Source organism: Micromonospora sp. NPDC048839 (assembly GCF_040649915.1).
Taxonomy (GTDB): domain Bacteria; phylum Actinomycetota; class Actinomycetes; order Mycobacteriales; family Micromonosporaceae; genus Micromonospora.
On sequence record NZ_JBEZGL010000006.1, the window covers coordinates 133164 to 157243 of the forward strand.

22 protein-coding genes are annotated in these 24080 nt (G+C 71.6%); 10 read left to right on the forward strand and 12 right to left on the reverse strand.

Going from position 1 to position 24080, the window contains the following annotated elements:
* Positions 1-6 precede the first annotated feature (6 nt).
* The gene (locus AB0C25_RS13795; protein ID WP_357372951.1) at positions 7-744 is read left to right on the forward strand and encodes an ABC transporter permease; all 738 of its coding nucleotides are present in this window, start codon (positions 7-9) and stop codon (positions 742-744) included.
* 96 nt (positions 745-840) lie between these two features.
* Entirely contained in the window at positions 841-1605 is a 765-nt protein-coding gene (locus tag AB0C25_RS13800) for a VOC family protein (protein ID WP_357244012.1), read from the forward strand.
* A gap of 16 nt (positions 1606-1621) precedes the next feature.
* Here the strand turns inward: AB0C25_RS13800 and AB0C25_RS13805 are convergent, their stop codons facing one another.
* From AB0C25_RS13805 to AB0C25_RS13815, 3 genes are all read right to left on the reverse strand, one after another.
* Positions 1622-2452, reverse strand: coding sequence for an ABC transporter ATP-binding protein (locus AB0C25_RS13805; protein WP_357372953.1), 831 nt, complete (start codon positions 2450-2452; stop codon positions 1622-1624).
* On the reverse strand, positions 2449-3477 hold the full coding sequence (locus AB0C25_RS13810; RefSeq protein WP_357244126.1) for an iron ABC transporter permease: 1029 nt from the start codon (positions 3475-3477) through the stop codon (positions 2449-2451). Before AB0C25_RS13810 ends, AB0C25_RS13805 begins: the two co-directional genes overlap by 4 nt.
* A 208-nt stretch (positions 3478-3685) precedes the next feature.
* A complete protein-coding gene (locus AB0C25_RS13815; RefSeq protein ID WP_357372955.1) occupies positions 3686-4615 on the reverse strand; it encodes an ABC transporter substrate-binding protein in 930 nt (309 codons plus the stop codon).
* Between the two features lie 353 nt (positions 4616-4968).
* On the opposite strand from AB0C25_RS13815, the gene AB0C25_RS13820 reads away from it, so the two are divergent.
* Entirely contained in the window at positions 4969-5271 is a 303-nt protein-coding gene (locus AB0C25_RS13820) for a hypothetical protein (RefSeq protein WP_357372957.1), read from the forward strand.
* 59 nt (positions 5272-5330) lie between these two features.
* Here AB0C25_RS13820 and AB0C25_RS13825 read toward each other — a convergent pair whose 3' ends face one another.
* On the reverse strand, positions 5331-7211 hold the full coding sequence (locus tag AB0C25_RS13825) for a M14 family metallopeptidase (protein WP_357372959.1): 1881 nt from the start codon (positions 7209-7211) through the stop codon (positions 5331-5333).
* A 212-nt stretch (positions 7212-7423) separates the two neighbouring features.
* Here AB0C25_RS13825 and AB0C25_RS13830 point away from each other — a divergent pair, with 212 nt between their 5' ends.
* Entirely contained in the window at positions 7424-8761 is a 1338-nt protein-coding gene (locus tag AB0C25_RS13830) for a C39 family peptidase (protein ID WP_357372961.1), read from the forward strand.
* A 68-nt stretch (positions 8762-8829) separates the two neighbouring features.
* Here the strand turns inward: AB0C25_RS13830 and AB0C25_RS13835 are convergent, their stop codons facing one another.
* The 3 genes from AB0C25_RS13835 to mqnE form a co-directional block, all read right to left on the reverse strand.
* Positions 8830-9132, reverse strand: a complete 303-nt coding sequence (locus tag AB0C25_RS13835; RefSeq protein ID WP_357372963.1) for a DUF4229 domain-containing protein — start codon at positions 9130-9132, stop codon at positions 8830-8832.
* A 73-nt stretch (positions 9133-9205) separates the two neighbouring features.
* Positions 9206-9643 (reverse strand): hypothetical protein, encoded by a 438-nt coding sequence (locus tag AB0C25_RS13840; RefSeq protein WP_357372965.1) that lies wholly within the window; start codon positions 9641-9643, stop codon positions 9206-9208.
* A 23-nt stretch (positions 9644-9666) separates the two neighbouring features.
* Positions 9667-10836, reverse strand: a complete 1170-nt coding sequence (gene mqnE / locus AB0C25_RS13845) for an aminofutalosine synthase MqnE (protein ID WP_091395685.1) — start codon at positions 10834-10836, stop codon at positions 9667-9669.
* Between the two features lie 238 nt (positions 10837-11074).
* Between mqnE and AB0C25_RS13850 the strand changes: the two genes are divergently transcribed.
* The 4 genes from AB0C25_RS13850 to AB0C25_RS13865 all read left to right on the forward strand — a co-directional run bounded on the left by AB0C25_RS13850 (position 11075) and on the right by AB0C25_RS13865 (position 17512).
* Positions 11075-12688, forward strand: coding sequence for a C40 family peptidase (locus tag AB0C25_RS13850; RefSeq protein ID WP_357372967.1), 1614 nt, complete (start codon positions 11075-11077; stop codon positions 12686-12688).
* Between the two features lie 114 nt (positions 12689-12802).
* Positions 12803-14539 carry a hypothetical protein gene (locus AB0C25_RS13855; RefSeq protein WP_357372969.1) on the forward strand — a complete coding sequence of 579 codons (1737 nt, stop codon included), beginning with the start codon at positions 12803-12805 and terminating at the stop codon, positions 14537-14539.
* A 364-nt stretch (positions 14540-14903) separates the two neighbouring features.
* Entirely contained in the window at positions 14904-16784 is a 1881-nt protein-coding gene (locus AB0C25_RS13860) for a DEAD/DEAH box helicase (protein WP_357373364.1), read from the forward strand.
* A gap of 107 nt (positions 16785-16891) precedes the next feature.
* Positions 16892-17512, forward strand: a complete 621-nt coding sequence (locus AB0C25_RS13865) for a putative glycolipid-binding domain-containing protein (protein ID WP_357373366.1) — start codon at positions 16892-16894, stop codon at positions 17510-17512.
* A 4-nt stretch (positions 17513-17516) separates the two neighbouring features.
* Here the strand turns inward: AB0C25_RS13865 and AB0C25_RS13870 are convergent, their stop codons facing one another.
* Together AB0C25_RS13870 and AB0C25_RS13875 are read right to left on the reverse strand one after the other, a co-directional pair.
* The gene (locus AB0C25_RS13870) at positions 17517-18608 is read right to left on the reverse strand and encodes a PLP-dependent cysteine synthase family protein (protein ID WP_357372971.1); all 1092 of its coding nucleotides are present in this window, start codon (positions 18606-18608) and stop codon (positions 17517-17519) included.
* A gap of 159 nt (positions 18609-18767) precedes the next feature.
* On the reverse strand, positions 18768-19226 hold the full coding sequence (locus AB0C25_RS13875; protein WP_357243983.1) for an Lrp/AsnC family transcriptional regulator: 459 nt from the start codon (positions 19224-19226) through the stop codon (positions 18768-18770).
* 269 nt (positions 19227-19495) lie between these two features.
* On the opposite strand from AB0C25_RS13875, the gene AB0C25_RS13880 reads away from it, so the two are divergent.
* Positions 19496-19762: a BldC family transcriptional regulator gene (locus AB0C25_RS13880; RefSeq protein WP_007454516.1), complete on the forward strand. Its 267-nt coding sequence runs from the start codon at positions 19496-19498 to the stop codon at positions 19760-19762.
* A gap of 103 nt (positions 19763-19865) precedes the next feature.
* On the opposite strand, the gene AB0C25_RS13885 is transcribed toward AB0C25_RS13880, so the two are convergent.
* Positions 19866-20495: a UbiX family flavin prenyltransferase gene (locus AB0C25_RS13885; protein ID WP_357372973.1), complete on the reverse strand. Its 630-nt coding sequence runs from the start codon at positions 20493-20495 to the stop codon at positions 19866-19868.
* A gap of 149 nt (positions 20496-20644) precedes the next feature.
* Between AB0C25_RS13885 and AB0C25_RS13890 the strand changes: the two genes are divergently transcribed.
* Entirely contained in the window at positions 20645-21628 is a 984-nt protein-coding gene (locus AB0C25_RS13890) for a terpene synthase (protein WP_357372975.1), read from the forward strand.
* On the opposite strand, the gene mqnP is transcribed toward AB0C25_RS13890, so the two are convergent.
* Both mqnP and AB0C25_RS13900 read right to left on the reverse strand, forming a co-directional pair.
* On the reverse strand, positions 21617-22528 hold the full coding sequence (mqnP, locus tag AB0C25_RS13895; RefSeq protein ID WP_357372977.1) for a menaquinone biosynthesis prenyltransferase MqnP: 912 nt from the start codon (positions 22526-22528) through the stop codon (positions 21617-21619). The two genes, AB0C25_RS13890 and mqnP, sit on opposite strands and share 12 nt — an antisense overlap.
* The gene (locus AB0C25_RS13900) at positions 22528-23988 is read right to left on the reverse strand and encodes a menaquinone biosynthesis decarboxylase (protein WP_357372979.1); all 1461 of its coding nucleotides are present in this window, start codon (positions 23986-23988) and stop codon (positions 22528-22530) included. Before AB0C25_RS13900 ends, mqnP begins: the two co-directional genes overlap by 1 nt.
* Positions 23989-24080: the final 92 nt, after the last annotated feature.

The window sequence follows — 24080 nt, forward strand, 5'->3', positions numbered from 1 at the left end:
GCCATCGTGCCGCTTGCCCTGGTCCACGCCCGCTACCAGCTTCTGGAGACCATCCGGATCCCGGTGGCCGTCGTCGGCAGCGCCTTCTTCCCGGCCGCCGCCATGATCTTCTTCGTGGTGCCGTTCGCCCGCGACGACGCGGTCGGCGCCACCTTCGCCACCGCGTCGATGGTCACCTTCTCGGTGATGAGCGCCAACATCTTCCAGTACGGGGTCGGCGTCGCGGAGGACCGCGACCAGCCGTGGAACCCGTACACCCGGACCCTGCCGGCCGGTGCGGCGCCCCGCTTCGCGGGTCGGGTGCTGGCTGGCCTGGCGTTGACGTACCTCTCACTCATCCCGGTCGTGGTCATCGGCGCGACGCTCACGGCGGCCCGGATCACGCTGGCGGCGTTCCTGTTGACCGCTGTCACGGTGGCCGTCATCTCGGTGCCGTTCACGCTGATGGGCCTCGCCATCGGCTACTCGCTGCCGAGCAAGGCCGCGATCGTGGTGGCCCAGGTGGTCTTCCTGCCGCTCGCGTTCGGCGGCGGCCTGCTCTCCGCGCCGGGAGAAGCGCCCGGTTTCATCGAGACGATCGCGCCGTTCCTGCCCACCCGGGGCGCGGCCGAACTGATGTGGTCGGGCGTCGGTGACTACCCCGTCGAGCCGCTGGCAATGATCATGCTCGGCGTCTGGGTGGTGCTGCTCGCCGTGCTCGCCGCCTGGGCGTACCGACGGGACGAGGGTCGCCGGTTCAGCTGACGATTCGTCCGTTTCCGCCCCGCGCCGCAGCGGGACGGTGCCAGGATTCCGGCAGGGGGCCGCCGTGGCCACCCGGGCCGAGAGGGGTCTTTGACCGTGAGCACCGTCCCGCCGGGCACGCCCTGCTGGGCCGACCTGGCCACCCCGGACCTGACCGACGCGCGGCGCTTCTACCCCGAGCTGTTCGGTTGGACCGGCCGGGTCACCCCGGAGCCCGAGGCGGGCGGTTACACGGTCTTCCTGCTCGACGGCAGACCGGTGGCCGGGGCCGGGCCGCCCGCGATCCCGGACCAGGTGCCCATCTGGTCGACGTACCTCGCGACCGACGACGCGGAACTGGTCGCCGGCCGGGTCGAGCGGGCCGGCGGGCAGGTGGTGGTGCCGCCGTTCGAGGTCTTCGACCGTGGCTGGATGGCGGTCTTCGCCGACCCGGCGGGCGCCACGTTCAGCGTCTGGCAGCCGCTGGCGATGGCCGGCGCCGAGGTGTTCAACGTGCCGGGCGCGATGAGCTGGAACGAGCTGGTCACCCCCGACCCGGAGGGCGCGAAGGTCTTCTACGAGCTGGTGTTCGGGTGGCAGCCCGACGATCAGGCGGTCGGCCCGATGACGTACACCGGGTGGCGGCTCGGGACGCAGATCGTGGCCGGGATGATGCCGCCGCTGGCCGACGACTTCCCGGCCGACCTGCCCGCGTACTGGACGGTGTACTTCGCGGTGACCGACGCGGACGCCGCCGCGGCCCGCGCCGCCGAGTTGGGCGGGACGATCCTCGTCCCACCCCGCGACATCCCGGCGGGCCGCTTCGCCGCACTCCGCGACCCCCAGGGCGCCCTCTTCTCAGTCATCGACCTGGGTCCCTGACCCAGCGCCTGCGTGCTCAGGGCCGGGTGGGGCGGACCGGGACCACCAGCGGGCCATGGGCGCCGGGGACGACCCGCACGCTGGCCCGGTAGTGGGTGGCGAGCAGGTGCTCGGTCAGCACCTCGGCCGGGGTTCCGGCGGCCACCACCTGACCGCCGGCGAGCATGACCATCCGGTCGGCGTACTCGCCGGCCAGGGAGAGGTCGTGCATCGTGGCGAGGACGGTCAGGCCGTGCGCGCGGCGCAACTGGTCGACCAGCTCCAGCACCTCCTGCTGGTGACCGATGTCGAGCGCGCTTGTCGGCTCGTCGAGCAGCAGCAGGGTCGCGCCCTGGGCGAGCGCCCGGGCGAGGAACACGCGCTGCCGTTCGCCCCCGGAGAGGGTGGCCAGCTCACGGCGGTGGAAGCCGGTGAGGTCCAACCGACCGAGCACCTCGTGCACGGCGTCGAGGTCGGCGGTCGACTCCCGGCCCAGCGTGGGGATGTACGGGGTGCGGCCGAGCAGCACGTAGTCCAGCACCGACATGCCGGGCGGCACCACCGGGGACTGCGCCACCGTGGCCACCACCCGGGCGCGGTCCCGCCGACGCAGCGCGGCGCTCGCCGTACCGAAGAGGGTGATCGTCCCCTGCGCGGGCAGCAGGCCGCCGACGGCGCGCAGCAGGGTCGACTTGCCGGCGCCGTTCGGGCCGATCACGGTGACCCACTCGCCGACGGCGACGGTGAGGTCGACGCCGGTCAGGATCGGCGTCCCGTCCAGGCGCACGCGCAGCCCGCGCACCTCGACGGCCGGCACACCGCCGGACGGGAGATCCACGGACGGGCCGGCGGCGGGCTCGCCGCTCATGTGAGCACCCGTCGGGCGGTCCGCAGCACCAGCACGAAGAACGGGCCGCCCAGTAGTGCGGTCACCACCCCGATCGGCACCTCGGAGGGAGCGGCGGCGGTGCGGGCCACCACGTCGGTCAGCGCCAGGAACGCGCCGCCGAACAGCAGCGACATCGGCAGGATCACCCGGTAGCTCGATCCGGCGAGCAGCCGAACGGTGTGCGGCACGATGATGCCGACGAAGCCGATCAGCCCGGTGGCGGAGACCGCCGCCGCGGTGCCCAGGGAGGCGGCGGCGATCAGCAGGTACCTGGTGCGCTGCGGGTGCAGGCCCAGACTCCTCGCCTCGTCGTCGCCGACCGCGAGGACGTCCAGTTCGCGGCGGTGCAGCAGCACCACGACCGTGGTCAGCGCGGCGTACGGCAATACCAGCAGCACGTCGTGCCAACCGGCGGTGGCCAGCCGACCGAGCAGCCAGGAGTAGACCGGCTGGATGCTGTCGGAGTGCCGTTGCAGCAGGTACGTCTGCCCGGCGGAGAGGAACGCGGAGACCGCCACCCCGGCCAGGATCAGCATCGCGGGCGATCCGCGCCGCCCGCCGGCCGCGCCGAGCACGTAGGTCATCGTGACGGCCAGCAGCGAACCGGCGAACGCGGCCAGCGGGATGGTCATCGGCAGCCCGGAGAGCGTGCCCTCCCGACCGGCGCCGCCGAGGGCGATCGCCGCGGTGACCGCGAGGCCGGCGCCCGCGGCCACACCGAGCAGGTACGGGTCGGCCAGCGGGTTGCGGAACACACCCTGGTAGCACCCGCCGGCCATGGCGAGCAGACCGCCCACGAGCAGGCCCAGTACCACCCGGGGCAGTCGCAGTTCGGTGACGATCGCGGTCTCCCGCTCGGTCAGCCCACTGTCGAGGTGCACCCCCGGGATCAGGTTGAGCAGCTCGGCGGCGACGCTGCCCGGGGGCAGGCTCACCGGGCCGAGCGACACCCCGACGACGAGCGCGACGAGCACCGCGAACACCCCGGCGACCAGCCAGCGCATCCGCAGCCCGGCCGGCCGGGCCGCGGATGGCACCCCGAGGGGCGAGCCCGCCGACGGCTGCTCAGCGGGCCGGGCCGCGGACGACGGCCCAGCGGGCGAGCCGTCCGGTGGCGGCCCAACGGGCGCGCTCGCCGGCGGGGTCTCGGTCGGCCGATTGGGTGGTACCGGTTCGGACACCTGTCGTGACCCGCTCACCGGCTCGCGAGCGTCACGCGGGCACCTTGGCGACCGCGTCGATGATCACCCGGAGCAGGTCCACGACTCGCGGTCCCCAGCGCGAGGAGATGTCGTCGTCCAGCTCGACCACCCGGTCGTTCTTGACCGCGGCTAGGCCAGCCCAGCCGCTGCGAGCCTTCACCAGTGCGGCGCTCTGCTTCGCCTGCCTGACGTCACCGAGGAAGATGAAGTCCGGGTTGGCCTGGAGGACGAACTCCTGGGACAGCTGCGGGTAGCCGGCGCTCTTGCCGTCCGCGTCGGCCGGGTCGGCGATGTTCGTCAGACCGGCCTGACTGTAGAGCGAGCCGATGAAGGTCTTGCTCGTCGCGCTGTACAGCTCCGGGCCCAGCTCGTGGAAGTAGGTGAGCTTCTCGGCGCGCTGCGGCAGGTCCTTGACCAGCTTGGCGATTTCGTCCTTCATCCGGGTGGCGACGTCGGCGGCCTGGTCGGCGTGCCCGGTCAGCGCGCCCAACTCGGTGATCTGCCGGTACGAGTCGTCGAGCGTGGTCGCCGCCGGCGTCAGGTAGACCGGGATCTTCAGCGTGGTGAGCTGGTCGACGATCTTGTTGCGGTCGTCGGAGAGCACCACGAGGTCCGGGTTCCTACCGGCGATCGCCTCGGCGTTGGGCTGGAAGGCGGAGAGGTCGGTCTTCGGCGCGTCGGCCGGGTAGTTCGACTGGTCGTCGACGGCGGTGACCTGCGGGCCGGCGCCGATCGCGAAGAGCATCTCGGTGGCGGTGGGCGACAACGCGACGATCTTCTCGGGGCGCTTGTCGAGGGTGAGCGCGCCGACCGTCACCGGGTACGTGGCGACCGCGGTGCCGGCACTGGGCTTGTCGTCGGCCTTCTCGGCGCAGGCGCCGAGAGCGAGCGCGGCGACCGCGAGGGTCGCGGCGAAGAGCCGAGGGGTACGTCTGGACATGGGGGCCTCCTGTCGGTCGAGGAGTGTGGTGCTTCGCCGACAGGGACTTTCGTACGCCCGCCCACGAGGCGCCCTTCCTCGAGAGCGCGTATCGCGACCGATCCGTAGGCGACCTGGCTCGTCCCCGCCGGCCGGTGGGGCATCACAGTTGCGGGACAGCGCCGGGTTTCGCACCGGCTTCGCTGCGGGAAGGTCTGTCAGACCATACCGCGATAACCTGAGCGCCTCGGAGGCTGGCCCGGATCGGGGTTCAGTAGCATCAACAGCCGCCATTACCGGGCTTCGATCAGCGGTAATGGCATGTTGGTCGCGAGGGACACACGAACGATCATGACTCTGATAGAGTGCGTGGCATGCGCCTCTCCAATGAAACAGCCGGTAATAGGAAGCCCAGCGGTAGGCGTCATCTCGCGAGATTCCTAGTGGCGGCAACCCTAGTCAGCGTCGGCACTTTTGCCGTAGCTTCTCCCGCAGCAGCGGACGAGCCCTACGGTGCATGCCCGAGCAGGTATTTCGTCGAAGACGACCAGCTCTGGTGGTACCTGACGGAGATTCGGCGCGGGATTCCGCCGAAGGAGAACAACCGCTACATTTACGGGGAATACAACAACCCACGCAACTTCGCGATTCAGAAGCGGTTGTGCGGCCCGGCCTGACGCCATCAGGCTGTTGATTGGCGGTGCCCTCTCGAATTCGAAAGGGCACCGCCAACCGTTTATGACTGCGTGATACGCACCTCGTCCACGGCGGCCTCCACGAGGCTGGCTCCGGAGGCGTCCGCCGCCTCGACGAGGATGCGGACCGACTGCCCGGCGTACGGGGTGAGGTTGAGGTTGGCTACCGCCCAGCTCCCGTTGCGGTTGCTGGCCGCGCCGGCCTGGCTGAGCAGCGCGGTGGTGCCGCCGTTGTGCACCACGCTCACCCGCAGGTAGTCCGCCGACGAGGCGTTCGAGCCGTGCGCCAGGTACCAGGCGAGCGAGAGCGTCAGCGTCCCGGACGACGGCAGGGTCACCGCCGGGGACCGGGCACTCGTCACGCCGCCGTCGACGTCGTGGTCACCGGCCGCCGAGCCGGCCAGCCGGCCGGTCACCAGGTCGTTGGAGCCGGCGTACGGGGTGAGCTGCTTGGCGCCGGAGGACGTGGTCGCCTGGGCGGCACCCCGCTCGAACGCGCCGAGGGTGGCGGTGTCGGTGCCGGACGGGTTGATGGTCCAGCCGGTGGCGGTCTCGAAGGTGTCCGACCAGACCGTGGTGCCGCCACCGCCGCCGCAGTACTGCGCCTGCTTGCCGATCGCCCGGTACGGGCAGTCCGCGTACTCACTGAGCAGCAGCACAGCCTCCCGGTTCCGCGTGGTCTGGGCGGGGATCACCTCGTCGGGCGGGTAGAAGCCGCCGCCGCCGGACGAGCCGGGGTACATCTCGAAGGTGTACGCCCAGATGTTGTGGGTGGCCCACATCCAGTCGAGGCTGTCCCCGTCGGTGATGTAGAGGTCGCTGGACTGCTCCGGGGTGTAGTTGTTGGTGGCGGCCATCTGCTGACCGATGGTGGCGAAGGTGTTGTACTGGTCCGCGTTCATCCCGGTCGCGGTGTTCGCCGTGGTGTAGCCGTACGGCCAGAGCACCAACTGCGAGTACGTGTGGAAGTCGATGTTCGCCTTGATCTGCTGCACGCCGCCGACCACCCGGCCGTTGACGAAGTTGCGCAGCGCCTGCGTCTCGGGTGCGGAGAACGCCGACGGGCCACGGTAGGTCTCCGACGAGGTGGTACCGGACGAGCCGCCGCAGCAACCCCAGTTGTAGGACCAGTTGCGGTTCAGGTCGGTGCCGACGTTCGACGAGCCACTGTTGGGCTGCCGGTTCTTTCGCCAGGACCGGTACGACCCGGTGGCGATGTCGTACTCGCTGCCGTCCGGGTTGACCGTCGGCACGATCCAGATCTCGCGACCGTTGACGATGTTGGTGATCCGGGAGTCGTTGCCGTAGCTGTCGGTGAAGAGGTTCAGCAGGTAGATCGCCATCTCCACGGTCAGGTGCTCGCGGGCGTGCTGCTGGGAGTTGAAGAGGATCTCCGGCTCACCCTCGTCGGTGCCGACGTTGTCGGAGATCTTCACCGCCATCAGGTCGCGGCCCTCGTACGACGAACCGATGCTGATCTTGCGGGCGATCGCCGGATGGTCGGCGACGACCTGGTTCACGACGGCGGTCAGTTCCGCGTAGTCGTGGTAGTTGGAGTCGGCGGGCGGGAAGGCCAGGGTGCCGATCTCGCCGGCGCCGCGCTCGGCGTTGGGCGGCGGGGCGAGCGGTTCGAGCCGAAAGCCGAGCTTGCCGATCGCGGCGGCCTCACCGGCGGTCGCCGAGATGTGCAGGACTCCGTGTTCGGAGTAGTCGATGGCGGCTCCGGTGCGGGCCACCGCGTTGCGGTCGGCGAGGGTCCGGGGCCCGAGCACCCGGTAGCTGGCGGCGGCGGCCGGCTCGGAGGTGCGGTCCGGCGCCGGTCGGGCGGATACCGGACCGGCGCCGACGGTGACGATGCCCAGCCCGGTGACGACAGCGAGCACCAGGACGCGGCGGAGAGGGGTGGGCGTGCGGAGGGCCATGGACTACCTCCTCGATGGGCGGGAGATCCCGCTCGGTGAAGGACACTTCACCATCTGTCACATGGTCATATCAATATTGATCGTTAGCTGGTCCATCCCAGGCGGATCATCGCGGCGGCAATGATTTTCCATGCGCCAACATCTGGCGAAACTTCCTTCCGAGCGGAAAACTGACCAGCGACGATGCCCCTCTCGACACCCGCGGAGCACTCATGGCCAGATCCCGCTTGCGCGCGGGCGCCCTCGCCGGCGTCACCGCGCTCACCCTGCTCGCCACCACCGCGCCCGCGTTGGCCGGCCGCCCACCCGCCGCCCGCCACGACGAGCAGATCACCTACCAGGACTGGTCCGGGCCCGCCGACTGGCACCGGGGCAGCCGGGACGGCACCCGCGTGGCGCCCGGTGCCCGAGCGGGCCTCACCCTGGCCCGCCCCGCCGGCACCACCGAGTACGCCGACCCGCACACCGGCAGCACCCGCACCTGGGAGTACGGCACCTGGACCTCACCGGTGACCCGGATCGGGTTCGACGCCACCGAGTTGATCGCCTCGTGGAACGCGGAGACCCCCGCCGGCACCTGGATCCAGGTGGAGATGCAGGGCGGCTACACCAGCGGTGACCACACCCCGTGGTACGTCCTGGGTCGCTGGGCGTCCGGCGACACCGACATCAAGCGCACAAGCGTCGAGCCGCAGGGCGATCCCTGGTCGACGATCTGGACCGACACCTTCAGCATCGACGACGCCGCCGCCGGGGTGCTGCTGCGGTCGTACCAGCTGCGGCTCACCCTCTACCGTGCACCCGGGCAGACCGCCGCGCCGGTGGTCCGGATGCTCGGCGCGATGAGTTCGACGGTGCCGGACCGCTTCACCGTGCCGCCGAGCGCCGGGCACATCGCCTGGGGCGTCGAGCTGCCGGTGCCGCGCTACTCGCAGAACGTGCACGCCGGGCACTACCCCGAGTACGACGGCGGCGGCGAGGCGTGGTGCTCGCCCACCTCCACGGAGATGGTGGTCGAGTACTGGGGTCGCAAGCCGTCGGCGGCCGACACCTCCTGGGTGGACCCGACCTACCCCGACCCGACCGTCAACCACGCCGCCCGGATGACCTTCGACTACGCGTACGACGGCGCGGGCAACTGGCCGTTCAACACCGCGTACGCGGCCAGCTTCCCCGGGTTGGAGGGGCGAGTGACCCGACTGCACTCACTGGACGAGCTGGAACGGTTCATCGCGGCCGGCATCCCCGTCGTGACCAGCCAGTCCTTCCTCGCCAGCGAGCTGGACGGAGCGAACTACGGCACCTCCGGGCACCTCTTCGTGGTGGTCGGCTTCACCGCCGACGGCGACGTGATCGTCAACGACCCCGCGTCGTCCAGCAACGAGGTGGTGCGCAACGTCTACAAGCGCGCGCAGTTCGAGCAGATCTGGCTGCGGACCAAGCGCACGAACGCCAGCGGCGGCGTCTCCGGTGGCTCCGGCGGCATCGCGTACCTGATCAAGCCAGTCTCGAAGCCCTGGCCCAAGGCCGACAACTCCACCAACTGGTAACCCCAGAACTCCGTTGATCATGGGGTTATTGCCCTGACACGCCGAGTGATCGGGCAATAACTCCATGATCAACGAGTGGTGTCGGGGCCTTCGGTGGGGTCGGGGGTGGGGGTGGGGGTGGGGGCTTGGTCTTCGCCGGCCAGGGCGGTGCGGAGGCGTTCCTTCTCCGTGCGGCGGCGCTCGGTGGCGTCGGCCATCTCCCCCGCCAACTCGTCGCGCCAGCCGCGCAGCAGGAAGAAGGAGAGCGCGGCGGAGAAGGCCAACGCCAGCATCAGCTTCAGGAACACGTTCACGTCGACGAACCAGAGTGCCGCCAGCACGGCGACGAACAGCCCGATCCGGCCCAGCGTGTACTTGAGCGCGGCGCTCACCTGCACCACTCCGTTCTCTCCGTCGCCCGCCGGTGCCGGCGGGACAGTCGATCCGCCCGGCGGGCGGCCCCGGTCAGCCGGTCCGGCGGGTCAGCCAGCGGACCCCCGGGAACCAGATCATCGCGTACGCCACGGTGAAGGCCCCCGCCGCCAACGCCCCGGAGAGCAGCGTCGGCAGACCGGCGGCCAGACCGGCGATCAGCAGCCCGACGAACACCCCGACGGCGGCGGCGACCACCGCTGCCACCACCCGGGCCGCGCCGAACGACCAGGCCCGAAAATCGTCCCAGAACAGCCAGGCCGGCAGGATCACGGCCAACCAGCCGTTGGTGTGCCCGAAGTCGCCGGCGCCGAGCGAGGCGAACGCCCAGTCGAACAACACCAACGCCAGCGCACCGATCACCAGACCGGCCAGGCAGACCCCGAGCAGATCACCAAGGGTACGAACGCGCCCCTCGGCGTCCCGACGGGGAAACCCGCCCTGCTGCTCGGAACCACTCTGCTCGCTCATCGACTGCGAGGGTACGTGGCGGCTCAGGCCCAGACCTGCTGCGGCTCGGCGCGGCGCTCGGCCAGCGACGGGGCCTTGTCGTACTCGCGCACCACGTTGTAGCGGGTGTCCCGCTCGACCGGCTGGAAACCGGCGTCCCAGATCAGGTGCAGCAGGTCGTCGCGGTGCATGGTGTTCGGGGTGCCGTACGAGTCGGCGTCGTGCGTGATCTTGTATTCGACGACCGAGCCGTCCAGGTCGTCCACGCCGAAGTTCAGCGAGAGCTGGGCCACCGACAGCCCGTGCATCACCCAGAAGTTCTTCAGGTGCGGCACGTTGTCGAAGAGCAGCCGGGAGACGGCGAACGTCTTCAGCGACTCGGCCGGCGAGGCCATCGTGGTGCGCGCCTGGATCCGATTACGGATCTTGCCGTCCGCGGAGTCGACGAAGTCGTGCTGGTAGCGCAGCGGGATGAAGACCGCGAAGCCACCCGTCTCGTCCTGCAACTCGCGCAGCCGCAGCACGTGGTCGACCCGGTGCCGGGGCTCCTCGATGTGGCCGTACAGCATGGTGGCCGGGGTCTTCATGCCCTTGCTGTGTGCCAGGGCGTGGATGCGCGACCAGTCTTCCCAGTGGCAGGCGTGGTCGACGATGTGCTGCCGGACCTCCCAGTCGAAGATCTCCGCGCCACCGCCGGTCAGCGACTCCAGGCCGGCGTCCATCAGCTCGTCGAGGATCTCGTCGGCGCTCAGGCCGCTGATCTTCTCGAACCACTGCACCTCGGTCGCCGTGAAGCACTTGAGCTTGACGTTCGGCAGCGCCGCCTTCAGCTCGCGCAGCACCTTCGGGTAGTACCGCCAGGGCAGCGTGGGGTGCAGGCCGTTGACGATGTGCAGCTCGGTGAGCTGCTCGTCCTCCATCTCCTTGGCCTTGCGGACCGCCTCGTCGATGCGCATCGTGTACGCGTCCTTCTCGCCCGGCTTGCGCTGGAACGAGCAGTACGCGCAGGACGCCGAGCAGACGTTCGTCAGGTTGAGGTGCCGGTTGACGTTGAACATCACCCGCTCGCCGTTCAGCTCGGTGCGCTTGTGGTGCGCAAGCCGCCCCAACCAGGTCAGGTCGTCGCTCTCGTAGAGGGCGACCCCGTCCTCGCGGGTCAGCCGCTCACCGGCGTACACCTTCGCTTCGAGCTCACGCTTGAGTCCGGCGTCCATGGCACGTCCCTTCCACCTGCGGTCGAATCGAGCGTACGTCGAGGGGCCGAGCACCCCGGCGGCACGGTCGGCGACAGCGACCCACTTCACCAGACTCTCAGCCTCCCGTAACCCTGCAACGCATCGACATGAGTGGCGAGGTGCGGTAGTAACAAGGTGGGGCGGAACACACACACTGGTACCGTCCCGGCGGCCGCGCCCACCGAGCGCGGCGACGAGCGGTCGGACGGGGAGCGGAATGGTCTACAGCGGGCGCGGGCGACGGCAGCGACGACGAAGCCCGGTGATCTCGCCGGTCCTGCGTCCGAAGCTCTGGGCCGCCCTGCTCGGCGCGATCGCCGCCGCCGTGATGGCCACCCCCGCGTACGCCGATCCCGCAGTGCCCACGACCGTGCCGGACATCGGCGCCCGCCCGCCGGCGGTCGGCGCGCTCCAACCGCCCGGCGTTCCGCCCTTCGGCGGTGTCCCGACGCCTCCGGTGGGCAACATCGGCAACGGCCCGCTGGCCGCGCAGATCTACGCCGCCGAGACCCAGGTCGGCACGCTCGGCGAGGAGCTGCTGAAGAGTCGGCAGAAACGCACCGACGCCCAGGCCCAGCTCGACGCGGCCGGCAAGGTGCTGGCGACCACGCAGGACGCCCTGCTCCGGGCTCAGCAGGACGCCGACGCGGCCGCCGCGGACGCCGTCAAGGCAGACGCCGCGCTGCCGCCCGGCGAGTTCGCCCAGGACCTCCGTGGGCTGAGCCGCCTGCAGCAGATCACCCGCGGCGAGAAGGTCGACGGAGGCACCACCGGGGTGGCCGGGGCGTTGGCCCGGGCCCGCGCCGATGAACAGGCCGCCTACCAGAAGCACACCGAGGCCAAGGATCTGCTCACCACCGCCCAGTCGGAGTTCACGACGGGCGAGACGGCACTCCGCGCGGCCGAGGCGAGCCTGCTCACGCTGCGCAAGAACAACGCCACCCAGCTGATCGAGATCGAGCGCCAGCAGGAAGCCACCGAGCAGCAGTTCGGCGCCGGCTATGTGACCAACCAGAACATCAGCGGGATGGCCGCGCACCCCCGGGCGATGGCCGCGGTCCGGTACGCGCTGGCCCAGCTCGGCGACCCGTACAAGTGGTCCGAGGAGGGGCCGGACCGGTTCGACTGCTCCGGTCTGATGTGGGCGGCGTACCGGTCCCCGGGCGCCGACTACTTCGACCTGCCGCGGGTCTCCCGCGACCAGTACGCCGCCACCCGGAGCCGGACGGTGCCGCAGAGCGCGCTGCTCCCCGGCGACCTGCTCTTCTTCGCGTCCGGCAGCAGCTGGACGACGATCCACCACGTCGCCATGTACATCGGCAACGGCAAGATGGTGCAGGCGCCCACCACCGGCGACGTCGTCAAGATCTCGGTCGTCAGCTGGTCCCGGCTGTATGCCGCGACCCGGGTGATCGGCGCGGTGCCGGCACCGATCGTGACCGTTCCGACCGTGCCGGTCGCGCCGCCCACCATCAAGCCCACCCCGAAGCCGACGCCCACGCCGACCACCAAGCCGACGCCGACCGGGTCGGCCACGCCGACGCCGAGCGGGCCGGCCACCCCGACGCCGACCGGCAGCGCGACGACGCCACCGCCACCGCCGACGCCACCGCCACCGACGACGCCGCCACCACCTACGACGACGCCGCCGCCCACGCCGACCGAGAGCGCCTCGGAGACCCCGACGGCCACCCCGGACAACACGCCGTCGACGCTGCCCTCCGCGCCCACCAGCGCACCCAGCAGCAGCGCCCCGCCGAGCACACCGAAGGCCAGCACGAGCGGGACGGGCAGCGGCAGCTCGGCGGGCAGCCCCAGCGCCACTGGTTGATCCGCCACGACCGGCTCCGGCTGTCCGCTCGGGACGATCTGTGGCACCGTGACATCCAGGCACATCCGACCCGACGTCTCGGGTCCGGGTGCGAGCGTGGCACGGAGGGCGGAGATGGCCGAGCAGAGTGATCCGGCGGAGACTGTCGACCCCAGGGTCGAGCAAGCCGACCCATCCGGGCCGGCGTCCCCCACCGACGCCTCCGCGGCGCCCCCTACCGCCGGCCCGGCCCGCACGGACGCGAGCCCGGCCAGCACCGCCGCCAGCCCAGGCAGCACGGTAAGCACGGACGCCGGCCCGGCCAGCACTGCCGCCAGCCGGGCGGACTCCGACGCCAGCCCGGCGGACTCCGACACCGGCCCGGCCAGCTCCGCCGCCACCCCGGCCAGCACGGACGCCAGCCCGGTTTCGGACGGCATCGCCACCGGTGACGACGCGTCCGGCGACTCTGGCGCTGCTCTCGGCAGCAGCGGCGTCGGCGCTGACGTTCCCGGCCCGGACGCCGGACAGCCGGTGGTCGACGGCCCCGGCGCCGGCCAGTCTGCCCCCGCCGGCGATCAACCGGAACAGGCCGCCGCACCGGTTCGCGCCCGCGCCAGCGTCGCGACCGCCGGAGCTCTCCGCAGTGACCTGCCGGCCAGCGCCCCGGTCAGCGCGACCACCTACCGCGCGACCGGCTCAGCCGATTCGACCGGGTCACCCGGCCCCGTCGATGTCTCGTTGCCGGGACAGCGGAACGACTCCGCCGCGCCGGCCCGGGCCAGCGCCACGGTTCCCGGCAGCAGTCGGGCCACTCCCGATGCGCTGGGCACTCCGGACGCCCGGAGCAGCACGCCCGGTGTGTACCGGGCCGGACCGGTGCGCCCCGAGCCAGCCGACCAGGGGCAGGCATCCGAGCCCGCCCAGCCGCCGGAGCCGACACCCACGCCACCCGGCCCCGGGCCGACGCAGCCGTCGCCGGCCGAACCGGAGCCCGCTCCCAGCCCGGGGCCGTACCCGCCCGACCCGAGGCCGACGCCCGGGCCGGCCCCCCGGCCCACGCCGTCCCCCGGTCCGGTCCCGCCCGTTCCGGGTCCACCCATCCCGCCGCCCTCGCCGATGCCGCCCATCCCGGGTCCGCCGGCGCCGCCCATCCCGAGCCCGCCCGTGCCGCCACCCGGTCCACCGGTGCCCGCGCCACCCGGCCCGCCCGGTCCGATGCCGGCACCACCGTTCCCGCCGCCGCCGGCAATGATCGACACGCCCGGCGTACGGGCCAGCGCGGCTGTTTCCGCACCGTCGGGTGGGTGGCCGGCCACCGTCGGTACGGCGCGCCCGGCCTCCGGCGACGGGTGGGCCGGGGCACCCGTCTCCGCGCCGCCCGTGGTGCCCGCGCCCGCCTTGCCGAGTTGGCCGCCGTCCACCACCGGCGCTTCCCGGGCGGCCGGGAGTGACAGCGGAAATCCGCGCGGGGCCGCCGGCGCTTCCCGGTCGACCGGGAATGGCAGCGGAATCTCGCTGGGGTCCGCGTCGACGGGCAAGCCCTCGGGTGGCTCCACCGGCAGGGGCGCGGCCGGCGGAGGCCGGCACGAGGGCGGCTCTGACCTGGCCGGCACCGTCTACGGCAGCGGCGAGGGGCCGGGCTTCGCCACGATCGCGATCCCCGCCAACGCGGTGGAGAATTCCGGGTCGCTGACCGGGCACATCCTGGCCCAGGGATGGGCGGACACGCCGGCCGAACGATCCCGGAACACCCGGGTGATGATCGTCCTGGCCGCCGCTCTCGGGCTGCTGGTGGCGATCAGTGTCATGGTCGTACTCCTCGCTGGTGACGCGCTTGACGGTCTGGTGGGCAACGTGCTCAACGGGTGAGCCACCGAGCGGGACGATGGTGAGTCCGCCCACTACCGTCCGGCAACCGGCTGGCGGGTTCGTCGGATCGCCGTACACTTGCTGAGATCACTGACCCGGCGCGCGTGGTGTGCGCCCCTGGGCGATCTTGCGGGCGATCCGGCGGCACAGCCGCGGCAGGCCATCGCGAAGATGCGCCCCGCTCGAAAGGCTTTTGTTGACCACCTCTGCTGACCCCAGCACTGTTACGTCCGTTACCCACTCAGCTCCGACGACCGACACCGCCCGGGAGCAGCTCGACGCCTCCCCGAGCGAGGCCGCCACCGCGCCGGCCGAGACCGCCGCCCCGGCGGCCGAGACCGCCCAGGCGGCGACCGCCGATCCGATCAGCTTCGCCTCCCTCGGCCTGCCCGAGCCGCTGGTCCGGGCGCTGAGCCAGCAGGGCATCACCAGCCCGTTCGAGATCCAGCGGGCCACCGTTCCGGACGCACTGGCCGGCCGTGACGTGCTGGGCCGCGGGCAGACCGGTTCGGGCAAGACGTTGGCCTTCGGTCTGCCGATGATCGCCCGACTGGCCAAGCGCAACCGGGCCCGGCCGATGCGTCCGCGCGCCCTGGTCCTGGTACCCACCCGCGAGCTGGCCATGCAGGTCAACGACGCGCTCCTGCCGCTGGGCAAGTCCGTCGGCATCTTCCTCAAGACCGCCGTCGGCGGTGTCCCGTACGACCGTCAGATCGACGCGCTGCGGCGCGGCGTGGAGATCATCGTCGCCACCCCGGGCCGGCTCGGCGACCTGATCGAGCGGGGCATCTGCCAGCTCGACGACGTCGAGGTCACGGTGCTCGACGAGGCCGACCAGATGGCCGACATGGGCTTCCTGCCCGAGGTGACCGACCTGCTGTCGAAGACCCCCGCGAACGGTCAGCGACTGCTCTTCTCGGCCACTCTCGACGGTGACGTCGACGCGCTGGTCAGGCGGTTCATGACCGATCCGGTGACGCACTCCACGGCGCCCTCCACCGCGTCGGTGTCCACCATGGATCACCACATGCTGTTGATTCCGCCGCACGAGAAGTTCCCGGTGGCGGCCTCGATCGCCGCGCGGGACGGCCGGACGATGGTCTTCGCCCGCACCCAGCTCGGCGTGGACCGGCTGGTCGAGCAACTCGCGGCGGTCGGCGTACGCGCCGGTGGGCTGCACGGCGGCAAGACCCAGCGGATGCGTACCAAGACGTTGGCCGAGTTCCGTGAGGGCCGGATGAACGTGCTGGTCGCCACGGACGTGGCGGCTCGGGGCATCCACGTCGACGGCGTCACCCTGGTGCTGCACGTCGACCCGCCGAAGGACCCCAAGGACTACCTGCACCGCGCGGGGCGTACGGCTCGGGCGGGCGAGTCCGGCGCGGTCGCGACCCTGGTACTGCCCAAGCAGCGCCGCACCACCCTGGCGATGATGGAGAAGGCCGGCGTCGCGCCGGCCGAGACCCGGGTGCGGGTCGGCGACCAGGCTCTGGCCGAGCTGGTCGGTGCCCGCGAGCCCAGTGGCGTCCCGGTTCGCCTCGAGGCGGAGCCCCGGGGCTACGGCGACCGCTCCGGCGGCTCGCGTCGCTTCGACGACCGCTCCGGCGGCCCGCGCCGGTTCGGCGACCGCCCGCAGGGTGAGCGGCGTTACGGCGACCGCCCGACCGGCGAGCGTCGCTTCGGCGACCGCCCTCAGGGCGACCGCCAGTACGGGGACCGCCCGCAGGGCGAGCGGCGTTACGGCGACCGCCCGACCGGCGAACGCCGCTTCGGCGACCGCCCCCAGGGCGACCGTCAGCACAGCGACCGCCCGCAGGGTGACCGCCAGTACGGCGACCGTCAGCACAGCGACCGCCCGCAGGGCGAGCGGCGTTACGGCGACCGGCCCACCGGTGAGCGGGGCTTCGGCGACCGCCCGCAGGGCGAGCGGCGTTACGCCGATCGGGACACCCGGGGTTACGGCGACCGGCCGCAGGGCGAGCGCCGGTTCGGCGACCGGGACGCTCGTCCGACCGGCGAGCGTCGCTTCGGTGACCGCCCGCAGGGTGACCGCCAGTACGGGGACCGGCCGACCGGTGAGCGTCGCTTCGGTGATCGCGACACCCGGGGTGGCTTCCGCCCGGAGAGCCGTGTTCGGGACGATCGTCCCCGCGATGACCGGCCCCGCGACGACCGGCCGCGCGACGACCGCCCGCGGGATGACCGGCGCGGTTTCGGCGGGCGACCGCCGGCGCGTACCCACTGATCCACTGATCCACCCGAACGCCGTCGCGGAGCTCGTCCTTCGCGGCGGCGTTCGCGCATGCCCTGCCGATGTCGGCGCGGTCGCGTAACGTCCGGCTCATGCCGACCATGCCGAAGTCGATCTTCTGGTCCCGGACGGACACCGCCGGCAGCGAGCAGGTGCTGCTCGATGACGGTCACGGGTTGACGGCTCGGGGCACCCTGCTCGCCGTGGATCCGATCCCCTGGACCGCCCGTTACCAGCTGACCACCGCGCCGGACTGGACCACCACCCGGGTCGAGGTCGAGGCCGAAGGGCTGGGCTGGCTGCGCAGGGTGAAGCTGGAGCGGTCCGCGGACCGGTGGCGGGTGACCACCGCCGAGCAGGGGGACCTGGACGCGGCGCTGGTCGCGGCCGGTCACCCCCGGGCCGGTCTGCCGGGCACGGACGATCCGGACCGACTGGCCGACGCGCTCGACGTCGACCTGAGCGGTTCGCCGCTGTTCAACTCCCTGCCGGTCCACCGGCTCGGGTTGGCCGCCGAGCCGGCCGATCTGGCCCACCGGATCACCGTTGCCTGGGTGCTGCTGCCCGGTCTGGAGGTGGTGGCGGCGGAGCAGATCTACAGCGGGCTCGGGCCGGGTCGGGTGCGCTTCGCCAGCGGCACCTTCACCGCCGACATCGATCTCGACGACAGCGGTTACGTGGTGCGCTACCCCGGGCTGGCCGAGCGGATCGACCCGCGCTGAGGGCTCAGGCGGGCCAGGTGCCGCTGGTCAGGAAGTGTTCGATCGTGGCCAGGTGCGGCGTCAGGTCGAGGCCCTGGGCGGTCACCCAGTCGTCGGAGTAGTAGGTGTCGGCGTACCGGTCGCCTGGATCGCAGATCAGGGTGACCACCGAGCCGGTCCGGCCCTCGGCGAGCATCCCGGCGATCAGGCCGAACGCACCCCACAGGTTGGTGCCGGTGGAGCCGCCCACGCGGCGCCCGAGGAGCGCCGATCCGGCGCGCATCGCGGCCAGTGACGCCGCGTCCGGCACCTGGACCATCCGGTCCACCACCGAGGGCAGGAACGACGCCTCCACGGTGGGGCGGCCGATCCCCTCGATCCGGGAGCCCTTGCCGGTCCGCACCGACCAGTCGGCGGCCAGCCAGGCCGGGTAGAACGCCGAGTTCTCCGGGTCGACCACGCAGAGTTTGGTGGCGAGCCGGCGGTACCGGGCATACCGGCCGATGGTCGCGCTGGTGCCCCCGGTGCCGGCGCCCACCACGACCCAGGCGGGAATCGGGTGCCGCTCCAACTCCAACTGCGCGTAGATCGACTCGGCGATGTTGTTGTTGCCCCGCCAGTCGGTCGCCCGCTCGGCGTAGGTGAACTGGTCCATGAAGTGCCCGCCGGAGTCCTCAGCCAGCCAGCGCGCCTCGACCACCACTGTCGCGGGGTCGTCCACCAGGTAGCACCGGCCGCCCTGGAACTCGATCTGCGCGATCTTCTCGGGCGAGGTGGAGGAGGGCATGACGGCGATGAACGGCAGATCGAGCATCCGGGCGAAGTACGCCTCGGAGACCGCCGTGGAGCCCGACGACGCCTCGACGATCGTGGTACTCGGCCCGATCCAGCCGTTGCAGAGCCCGTAGAGAAACAGCGAACGGGCCAGGCGGTGCTTCAGCGAGCCGGTGGGGTGGGACGACTCGTCCTTGAGGTAGAGGTCGATCCCCCACGCCCGGGGCAGGGGGAACGGCAGCAGGTGGGTGTCGGCCGAGCGGTTCGCGTCCGCCTCGACAATGGCGATCGCCTCCGTCACCCAGGTCCGGCTGGCCTCGTCGCAGCGGTCGAGATGAGTCACGCTCGGAAACGTAGCAAGCAGGTCGGGGGCGGTCAGCGCCGGTCCGGTGGCGTGGACCTGCGGAGTTGCCGCCGTTGGCCGGCCCGGCCGGCGGCCTGGACGAGCGGGGTGAGCGCGACGGCGAGCCGGGGCAGCGCGTCCAGCAGGCGTACGCGACGGTCAGGCCGTGGTCGGGCCGACCGACTGGGGGCGGTTCTCCCATTTCGTGGAGAGCGCGATGGCGGTGCGGGTGGAGGCCACCCCGGGGGTCCGGTTCAACCGCACGATCAACCGCTCCAACTCGGCGATCGTGCCGACCCGCGCCTTCAGCAGGAACGACTCCACTCCGGCCATGAAGTAGCAGGACTCGATCTCGGGCAGCACGCGCAGCGACTCGAGCATGTCGTCGCTGTCGGCGCCGGAGTCCTCGACGATGCCGATCAGCGCGGTGACTCCCAGCCCGATCGCCTCCGGGGCCACGTCCGCGCGGTAGCCGAGGACCACGCCGCTGCTCTCCAGCTTGCCGACCCGCTCGTGCACGGCCGGGGCCGAGAGGCCCACCTGCCGGGCCAACTCGGCGTACGACAGGCGGGCGTTGCCGCGCAGCAGGTCGACGAGGGTCAGGTCGATGGCGTCCACGGAGAGTGACCTTAGCCGGTTACGCGTAACGCGACGCCTTCAGTATCCGTTGGACCGAACAGTGAGTAACTGTTCAGGAACCGACGGTCAAGTCAGGGGTTGCACCAGTACCATTTACTAACTTCCCAGTCAGTGCATTTTTCGCGTTTGGCGGACAGGCCAGGTCCCTGGTGCTGTAATTGCCATACGTCCCTCATGACGGCTCTGGGCTCGCACCAGCCGGGGGCAGTGTGTTCAGCCAGGGGCTTCGTCGACGCGAGGAGGGGGCTGTGGACACTGGAGATCGCCTGCTGACACCGGGTGAGGTCGCCGCGCTGTTTCGGGTGGACCCGAAGACTGTGACGAGATGGGCGGCGGCCGGCCGGATAGGAAGCATCCGGACTCCAGGCGGGCATCGCCGGTTTCGGGAATCCGAGGTGCGAGCCCTGCTTGAGGGGGAGGGCATGCTGGACGAGGTGGACGAGGTCGGAAAGCCACGCAATGTGGGGCCGGCCGCATCCACGGGGCCGGGTCCGGCCAACGCCGGCATGTACTGAACTGGTGCGGACTACGCCACGCGGACCGGACGTCAGTCCGGTCCGCGTACCGCTTCGGCCGGATCGGGTCGGGCGGCACGACGACACACGCTGAGCCGACGGCTCAGCTCCGGGCCGCGCCGAGCTGGCCGGACCACCTGCGGAACAGGGTGTGCGGGACGCCGAGCGCGTCCAGCACCTTGCCAGCCACGAAGTCGACCAACTGCTGGGCGCTGGCCGCCGCGCCGGCACCGTAGAAGCCGGGGCTCGCCGGCAGCACCACCGCACCGGCGTCGTGCAGCGCGATCAGGTGCTCCAGGTGGCTGCGGGTCACCGGTGTCTCCCGGGGGACCACCACCACGGGCCGCCGTTCCTTGAGGTTGACCTCGGCGGCGCGCTGCAACAGGTCCTTGGACAGCCCGATCGCGATGCCCGCGCAGGCCGCCGTGCTGGCCGGGACCACTGCCATGCCGCGTACCCGGTAGGAGCCGCTGCTGGGCCCGGCGGCCAGATCGCCCGCCGGCCAGTACCGCACGTCCGCTCCGGCCAGGTCCCGGTCGAGCCAACCGGCGAGGTCCCCGGCCCAGTGCCCGTCGCGGAACGGTCGGCCGGTCTCGTCGAGCACGGTGAGTCGGGCCGCCCGGGACACGATCAGGTCCACCGGCTCGCCCGCGTCGAGCAGTCCGCCGAGAACGGCCGCCGCGTACGGCGTGCCGGAGGCCCCGGAGACCCCGATCACCCATGGTTCCCGCATGCCCCCAGCCTGCCTGGTCCGGCTGGTCCGCTGGTGCGCACCCCCGGGATCCCGGATCCGACACTTCAGATGGGTGGATGGGCGTCCCGCCGACCTGAGATGCTGCCGCTGGCGATTCGCATCGGACACATCTCGCGCAGGAGGCATCGGTGACGACCGGCGAGATCCTCTGGGCGCTCCGTGCCGACTGCCCGATCCCACCGCGGCTCTCGCCCCACGCCGACCAGGTGCAGGAGTGGCTGCTCGGTGTGCTGCCCACGCTCGACCTACCGCTGGACGACGCCGCGTTGCACCGGCTGTCCCGGGGAGCTTTCGCCAGGTACGCCGGTCGGCTCTACCCGGCGGCGACCGAAGCCGACCTGCGGGTGCTGACCGCCCTGTTCACCTGGTTCTTCCTCGTCGACGACGCCTGCGACGGGCCGAACCGACTCACCCCGGAGCAGATCCGGGCACTGCGCGACGGCACGCTGGCACTGCTGCGCGACGGGCCGCGGGCACGCCACGCCGGGCTGACCGGCCCGCTACGACAACTGCTGGTGCTGGCCTGGCGGGAGCCGCACCAGCGGATGCCGGCCTGGTGGCGGCTGCGCGTCGCCAACGCGGTGGCCCGACATCTCGACGGCACCTGGCAGGAGGCGCTCAACAAGGAGACCGGTCACCGACCCACCGTCAGCGAGTACGTCGAACTGCGGCGGTCGACGTCGGCGGCGGAGGTGTCGTACCCGCTTGTGGAGTTCGCCGGCGGACGGCAGTTGCCCGACCCGGTCTACCACCACCCGCTGCTGCGCGAGATCGCCCACGTCGGCAACGACCTGCTCTCCTGGTACAACGACCTGGCCTCCCTGGAGCGGGACCGGGCCACCGCGGGCGGGCACAACCTGGTCCTGGCCCTGGAGGGCGAGCTGGCCGTGTCGTCGGCGGAGGCGGTCGAGCTGGCGGCCGGGCGCTGGCGGGACTCGATGCGGCGCTTCGTCGGGTTGCGGGCCGTGGTGCCGTCGTTCGGCCCGGCGCTGGACGGGGCGGTCAGCGACCATCTCGACGGGATCGCGTACGCCGTCCGGGGCACCATCGACTGGACCGTGGAGAGCGCCCGCTACCCCGCCGCCACCGTCCAGCGCGCCTCAGGGGCGTAGGTCGAGCCGGAGCACCAGGTCGAGCAGGGCGAAGACGAACAGCGCGATGCCGACGAACCCGTTGGCGGTGAAGAAGGCGCGGTTGACCTTGCTGAGATCGGTCGGGGTCACCACCAGATGCTGGTAGCCGAACGCCACAGCGGTCAGTGCGAGCCCGATCCACCAGAGCCAGCCCAGGCCGATCAGCCCGCCGAACCAGACGAACAGCGCGAAGGTCACCACGTGCGCGACAGTCGAGGCGTGCAACGCGAAGCGCCGACCGTAGCGTGCGGGCACGCTGTGCACGCCGATCTCCCGGTCGATCTCGGAATCCTGGCAGGCGTAGATCAGGTCGAAGCCACCGATCCACAACCCGACCGCCGCGCCGAGCAGCCAGGCCGGCCCGGAGCCGTCCAGGGTGCCGGTGACCGCCAGCCACGCGCCGACCGGGCCGACCGCCTGGGCGATCCCGAGGATGGCGTGCGGCCAGTTGGTGAACCGCTTGGCGTAGGGGTAGACGACCAACGGCACCACGGCGAGCGGCGCGAGCACCAGGCAGAGCGGGTTGAGCAGAGCGGCGGCGGCGAGGAAGACCACCAACGCGACGGCCGCGCCGGTCCAGGCCGTCCGCACGCTCACCGCCCCGGTGACCAGTTCCCGTCCGGCGGTACGCGGGTTCCGCGCGTCGATGCGCCGGTCGAGGATCCGGTTGGCGGCCATCGCGAACGTCCGCGCACCGACCATCGCCACGGTGATCAGCAGCAGGTCGAGCCACCGCACGTGCCCGCCGTTGACCTGCATGGCGGTCAGGGCCGAGAGGTAGGCGAACGGCAACGCGAACACGGAGTGCTCGATCGCGACGAGCTTGAGGAAGGACTTGACCCGGCTCGGCTTCTCCACCGTTGCGTCGAGGACGGCCATCAGATCCCGTACTCCTTCCAGCGCTTGTCGACCAGGGCCGTGACCTCGGGGGCCATGCTCATCTCCTCCGGCCAGCCGCGGGTGTAACCCTCGGTGGGCAGCTTGCGGGTCGCGTCGACGCCCGCCTTGCCGCCCCAGAACTGCTGGTACGACGAGTGGTCGAGGTGGTCCACCGGCCCCTCGGTGAGCAGCAGGTCACGTGCGTAGTCGACGTTGCCGAAGGCCCGGAAGGCGACCTCGTTGTAGTCGTGCACGTCGCAGTCCTCGTCGACGATCACGATGAGCTTGGTCAGCGACATGAGGTGCGCGCCCCAGATCGCGTTCATGACCTTCTGCGCGTGCTTCGGGTAGCGCTTGCGGATCGACACGATCGCGCAGTTGTGGAACACCCCGGCGGCCGGCAGGTCGTAGTCGACGATGTCCGGGATCATCAGCTTGAGCAGCGGCTGGAAGATCCGCTCGGTGGCCTTGCCGAGGCCGTGGTCCTCCTGCGGCGGCTTCGAGGTGACGATCGAGTGGTAGACCGGCTTGCGCTGCATGGTCATCGCCTCGATGTGCAGCACCGGGAACGGCTCGACCGGGGTGTAGTAGCCGGTGTGGTCGCCGAACGGCCCCTCGGGCAGCCGCTCACCGGGCTCCAGGTAGCCCTCCAGCACGATCTGCGCGTGCGCCGGCACCTGCAACGGCACGGTGAGGCAGTCGACCATCTCCACCCGTTCGCCGCGCAGAAACCCAGCGAACAGGTATTCGTCGATGTCGCCGGGCAGTGGGGCGCTGGCCGCGTACGAGACGACCGGGTCGCAGCCGATCGCGATCGCGACCGGAAGGCGCTGCCCGAGTCGCTCGGCGACCGCGTGGTGGGCCGTCGAGTCCTTGTGGATCTGCCAGTGCATGCCGAGGGTGTTGCGGCCGTGCTGCTGGAGTCGGTACAGGCCGAGGTTGCGCTTGCCGGTCTCCGGGTGCTTGGTGTGGGTCAGCCCGTAGTTGTGGAAGATCCCACCGTCGTCGGGCCAGACCTGCAACCCCGGCAGCCGGTTCAGGTCGACGTCCTCGCCCCGGTAGACGACCTCCTGGCAGGGCGCGGTCTTGACCTTGCGCGGCGGCACCGACTTGAGCTGCATGACCTTGCCGAGGCCCTCCCGGATGCCCGACCAGCCGACCGGCAGCTCCGGCTTGACCAACGCGCCGATCCGGGCGCCGATCTCGTCGAGCGACTCGACGCCGAGCGCCATCGCCATCCGCTTCTCGGTGCCGAACAGGTTGATCGCCACCGGCATCTCGCCCCGGGTCGGGCGTTCGAAGAGCAGCGCCGGGCCGCCGGCCCGCACCGTGCGGGTGACCACCTCGCTGATCTCCAGTGTCGGGTCGACGGGGACGTCGATCCGGCGCAGCTCCCCCGCGCGCTCCAGCGCCGCGAGGAAGTCCTTGAGATCGGTGTACGGGAAGCCACGAGCCGCCATGTCGCCCAGTCTCCCGCACCGGGTGCCGCACGGCCCAAGCCGGGTGCTGTGACACACGCGATGGACCGCCGGCGGGCGGCGGGCTTGAGCGG